This window comes from uncultured Streptococcus sp., assembly GCF_938036805.1.
GTDB lineage: Bacteria > Bacillota > Bacilli > Lactobacillales > Streptococcaceae > Streptococcus.
On sequence record NZ_CALHWC010000205.1, the window covers coordinates 1 to 5,450 of the forward strand.

The 5,450-nt window shown below is 44.2% G+C and carries 5 protein-coding genes; all 5 read right to left on the bottom strand.

Going from position 1 to position 5,450, the window contains the following annotated elements; translation table 11 throughout:
* Positions 1–800 (bottom strand): ABC-F family ATP-binding cassette domain-containing protein (locus Q0191_RS09010; protein WP_297665796.1); only part of this gene is annotated, 800 nt, incomplete at its 3' end.
* A gap of 237 nt (positions 801–1,037) precedes the next feature.
* Entirely contained in the window at positions 1,038–2,444 is a 1,407-nt protein-coding gene (lacG, locus tag Q0191_RS09015; protein ID WP_297665788.1) for a 6-phospho-beta-galactosidase, read from the bottom strand.
* 231 nt (positions 2,445–2,675) lie between these two features.
* On the bottom strand, positions 2,676–4,382 hold the full coding sequence (locus Q0191_RS09020) for a lactose-specific PTS transporter subunit EIIC (protein ID WP_297665790.1): 1,707 nt from the start codon (positions 4,380–4,382) through the stop codon (positions 2,676–2,678).
* Positions 4,382–4,699, bottom strand: coding sequence for a PTS lactose/cellobiose transporter subunit IIA (locus Q0191_RS09025; protein ID WP_002894735.1), 318 nt, complete (start codon positions 4,697–4,699; stop codon positions 4,382–4,384). The genes Q0191_RS09020 and Q0191_RS09025 overlap by 1 nt, the downstream gene beginning before the upstream one ends.
* A 20-nt stretch (positions 4,700–4,719) precedes the next feature.
* The coding region (locus Q0191_RS09030; protein ID WP_297665794.1) for a PRD domain-containing protein at positions 4,720–5,450 on the bottom strand (731 nt) is incomplete at its 5' end.

Below are 5,450 nucleotides of genomic sequence, written 5' to 3' on the forward strand. Positions count from 1 at the left end.
TTCTGCTGCTTTTCATAGTTCTTGGCTTCAGTGGCCAGCTTCTGCTCCTTTTGGATCACAAAGCTAGAGTAATTACCCACATAGCGATCCAAAGAATGCTTGGTCAAATCCAGCGTGATGGTCGCAACCTTGTCTAGGAAATAGCGGTCGTGGCTGACGATGATGAGGGCTCCTTTATAATTTACCAAATAATTTTCTAGCCAGGCAATGGTCTCAATATCCAAGTGGTTGGTTGGCTCGTCCAGTACCAACAGTTCCGGCTTTTCCAAGAGCATCTTGGCCAAAGCCAGACGGGTATTCTGTCCGCCTGAAAGCTCAGAAATCTTCATCTGCCACATGGACTGGTCAAACTTGAAGCCATTCAAAATCGCTCGAATGTCGGCCTCATAGGTAAACCCACCTTTCTGGCGAAAGTCCTCTGACAGCTGGTCGTACTGGGTCATGAGAGCAGTCAGCTCTTCCCCTGACAATTCTCCCATTTGCAGCTCCATCTGGCGTAGTCGCTTTTCCTGCTGGCGCAGGCTATCAAAGACCAGCAGCATCTCGTCGAAGATAGTATTCTCCGATTCAAAGCGGCTGTCCTGAGCCAGATAGGACAGGGACAGATCTCGTTTTTTATTAATCTGACCAGACGTCGGCTCTTCCTCGCCTACCAAAATCTTGAGCAGGGTTGACTTCCCAACTCCATTTTTACCGACCAGTGCAATCCGGTCACTCTCATCCACCTGCAGGTTGATATTATCAAAAAGTAGCTCCCCTGCAAAAGAGCGTTCAATCTTGTTTGCTTGTAAAATAATCATAAGACCATTATAGCAGATTTCCAAGTACAGAGCCATTGGCTGTCATAAAAAATGAAAGCCAAACTGTCTGTCTCTCAAGCCAATTCAAAGGAGAATTTTAAATTTTTCCGCAAGCACTCCGACCATAATATCATGTCTAGTGATTGAGCACCAAGCTCTCCCTACCATCAAATCAGACTTCTATGGATTAGCATGCCCAAAAAAGCCGAAAGAGCTCAACTCTAACGGCTTTATTTTTTATTCAATCATTTGTGTTTCAGCTAGTTTCTTATACCAGTGAGCGGATTTCTTCGGATAGCGCTCCTGCGTTTCGAAGTCTACGTAGAATAAGCCGTAGCGTTTTTCATAACCGTTAGACCAAGAAAAGACATCCATCAGAGACCAGATAAAGTAGCCCTTGACATTAGCCCCGTCCGCAATCGCATCAGATAAAACTTCCAGATGCTGCTTGACATAGTCAATCCGAGCATCGTCGTAAACTGTATTGTCCACAAATTCATCCTTATAACCCAGACCATTTTCTGTGATATAAATCTTCTTGTAGTTTGGATAATCCTTCTTAATTCTCATGATCTGGTCATAGAGACCTTGCGGATAGATAATCCAATCCCAATCAGTTTTTGGTATATGGGTTGGAGATTCTCTACGCCCTACTCCCTTAATCTGGTACTTGGAGCTTCCCTTTTCGCCTTTTCCGTTATGGATAATTTCTGTTTCACCGTCAAAGTCGCGCATCCAATCACTCATATAGTAGTTGATGCCAAGGAAGTCATTGAGGTCTTTAGCTGCTTCTAAAGCCGCAAAGTCTTCATCTCGTAGATCCAGCTGACCACCATTGACCTCTAGAATATGATTCACTCCTGCCAGAGTAACATCTGAATAGTGTCCCAGATAAGTCGCATCTAGGATAAATTTGTTATGAATAATATCTTCCAACTCTGCCGCTCTGACATCTGCTGGATTTTCTGGATTGTAAGGATATTTTGTCGGAAGTGCATGAACGACACCAATTTCACCCTTGTAGCCCTTGTCCTTATAAAGCTTAACGGCACGGGCATGGGAGACCATCGTGTTGTGATGGGATTGGAAAACCTTGGCCAAGTCATACTGGATACCTGGAGGGAATTTTCCTACTAAGTACTGACCATCACCAATGGGACCAATTTCATTGAAAGTTGTCCAATAACGAACTTCTGGAAATTCTTCAAAACAGAAAGCCGCATAGTCTACAAAGTGCTCGATATTCTCCCGATTCAGGAAGTCTCCGTTTGAGTGGAGAGCTTCTGGCGTATCAAAATGGTGAAGAGTCACAAAGGGTTCCACATGACGCTTGTGACACTCTGCGAAAAGATTATGGTAAAATTCCACACCTTTTGGATTGACCTCGCCATAGCCTGTCGGGAAAATCCGTGACCAAGCAATGGAAATCCGAATACCATTGACACCATACTCTTCAGCCAATTTCAGATCCACAGGGTATTTGTGGTAAAAGTCACTGGCAGGTTCTGCCGTGTACCAGTAGTTATCCTCTAGGTACTTATCCCAGGCAACAGGCCCCTTCCCATCTGTGTGGGTTGCTCCCTCAGCTTGATAGGCTGCTGTTGCACCACCGAAAATAAAATCTTTAGGTAAGCTTTTTGTCATCTTATTTTCCTTTCAATAACATTTGGAGAGTGGGACAGAAATCGGTAATTCGTTAGAATTCGATTTCGTCGTCCCACCTCCGCACAGTTGAGTAGGGCTATAAAAGCTGATGAAATCAGCGTAGTAGATCCCACTCAACCACTGCGTCTTGCTCGATAATCCAAAGACAATTGAGAGGGTAGAACTTTTGTCCCAAACTCTATCAAGTTGCTTCATCTCAAATAAACAGATTTAGTTGTTAAATTGCTCCTGAACGAAGGCCAGTGCTCCTTTACCGTCACGGGTTAGTTTGATGTATTGGCCGCCTTCAGTCTTAGCTAGCTTGATACCCAATTTATCAGTTTCCGCCTTCATGTCTTCAAAGTTGGAGGCAACTTGAGGGGCCAGGATAACCAGGTCAAACTCAGGCAGCATTTCACGGTGAGCACCGTAGCCACCCGCTGCTGCTTTGACAGGAACATTGTATTCAGCTGCTGCTTTATTCAAAGCGTTGGCCAGCAATCCGCTAGTACCACCGCCTGCACAGAGCACCAGAACATTGGTTTCTTCGCTAATATTGTTTTGCGCCGGAGCTTCTTCATCCACTCCTGCTTTTTCAAGGATAGCATCCGCTTTAGCAGTGTTAAAGTTAGCTGCTACTTTTTCTTTGAGAGCATCGTTGGCTTTTCCAGAACGTTCTTCTTCTAGGATTTGTTCGTCATAAACCTTGACAAATGGATAGTAAATAATCACATCTACTACGACAAGAAGGGCTGCAAGAACAAAGGACAGAAGCTGGAAGTTGGTACCTAGCACAATTCCCAGAGGTCCAGGTGTCACCCAAGGAAGGTTGGCTGAGAAGGAGTTCATGTTTAACGTATCAACAAAGAATTTGAAAATCCATACGTTTGCGATAGGTGCAAAGATAAATGGAATGAAGAAAATCGGATTCAGTACGATTGGAGCACCAAAGAGAATAGGCTCATTGACACCAAAGAAGGTTGGGACAACAGATGCCCGTCCAATCGCACGGTTGCGCTCAGACTTACAGATCCACATGAAGAGGAATGGAACAATCAAGGTCGCACCAGTACCACCCATAGTAACGATGAACATTTGAGTACCAGAAGTGATGACCTTATCCGCATGCTGACCAGCTTGAAGCAAGGCCAAGTTGGCATCGATATTGGCATAAGTAATGGCAGCAATAGCAGGCTCAACAATAGACGGACCATGAATTCCCACGAACCAGAAGAAAGCGTAAGCACCAAAGATAAGCGTGATTCCCAGATAGCCATCTGCCGCTGAGAAAAGCGGAGCTAGAAGCGTTCCGATGGATTCAGCAACCGTTACTCCCAAACTTGCTTTAACAACCAGCTCCAAGCCGTAAAGAAGAACAACTGAGACAGTAAATGGAATCAAGTCTTTAAATACTTGGGAAATATTTGGTGGAACTTCTTCTGGCATGCGGATGGTGACATTATTTTTCACACAAACCTTATAGACATTAACTGTCACAAAGGCTGCAATGAAAGCAGTCAAAAGACCTTTGGTTCCCATGAAGGCAGTCAGGAAGCCACCTTCCTTGGCAGGCTCAGCAGCCATGAGGAGGAAGCCGACCATAGAAGCCAGCATAGTAGATAAGAAGTTAATCTGGTTTGTCGCAGGCAGGTCGCGGTTGACAGAGTCTGTCAGCGCCTTAGCAGTGGTCCCACCCACAAAGAAAGCCAGAATCCCCATCGAATAGCTATAAGGGGTCATTAGGAAAGTTTCAATATCCTTAGACCAGTGGAAGCCCCAAGCATTTGGCACATAGGCAATCAAGATAAAGATAGATGAGAAGAGAATGACTGGCATACCAGCGATAAAGCCATCCCGAATAGCACGGAGATAGATATTCCGAGAAATCTTCTCAAAGAAAGGCTTCCCTTTCTCAATAAGTCCGATGAGTTTGTTCATTATTTTACTCCTCTTTTGTATAGTTCAATCAAATGGTGCATCATGTCTTTTAGCAAGATAGTAGTCATTAGGTGATCCTGGCCGTGCATCATGGTCACACTGTAAGCCAAGTCCTCGCCAGCAGCTTCTTTTGTCAAGAGACTGGTCTGAGCATGATGAGCTTCAGCGATGCAGCCATTGGCTTCTTCCACCAAGGCATCTGCCTTAGCAAAATCTCCCGCTTCTGCAGCCTTTAAGGCTTCCAACAGTTTGGAACGGGCATCGCCTGCATAGGCTACAATTTCAAAACCAAGTAATGTTACTTCTTCTCTGTTCATGACAGAACCTCCTTTTTTAGTTAAAGTAATCGTTGAATATGTAAAACAAGGTAGACTCGCTCACTGTTGTATACATCTACTCCAGTTTGTTGAGCGACAATCTTGTAAATGGTACTTCCAATTTGATAGGCTTCTGGATAAGTCAGCTTTATCTGACTTTCCATTTCAAGGAGTGACACATTATCATCCCGACTCCTATCTAAATAGTCTAAGAAATAATTTAAGTGAATCATGAAGCGGTCATAGAAGTTGCTGTTTTCAGCCGTTCTTCTAATATCATTCTTCCTTAACTCAGCTTCCACAGCTCCCAGGATTTCCTTTCGCTTATCCAGATGGCTTTGCCCCTCAGGATCAGAATTGCCCTCGGCATTGATAAAGTGATAAGCTATTCGGTTTACCTCATCATCAGGGAAAGTATCTAACAAGCGCTCTCTGTAGATAGTAACTGCTTCTTGAGCGATTTGATAAGGAACTGGATATTTCTCTCTAGCATCTGGAAGAGCGCTGTCCTTGTAGCATCCCTGTTGTACTGCTTGATAAGAACAGTAGATATGGTCCGTCAAAGTGACATAGATATAATCTTGAACCGGATAGCTGTACTTCCTTGAAAGACTGTCAATCACTTCGTAGGTCACAGTGATGAAATCCAGCGGAACATCTTTGAGAAGACTCACAAAGTTTTCTCTCGATTCCTCCGTTTTCATCCGAAAGACTTTCTCAGCCTTTTCTTTTGGGATAAAATCACCCTTCT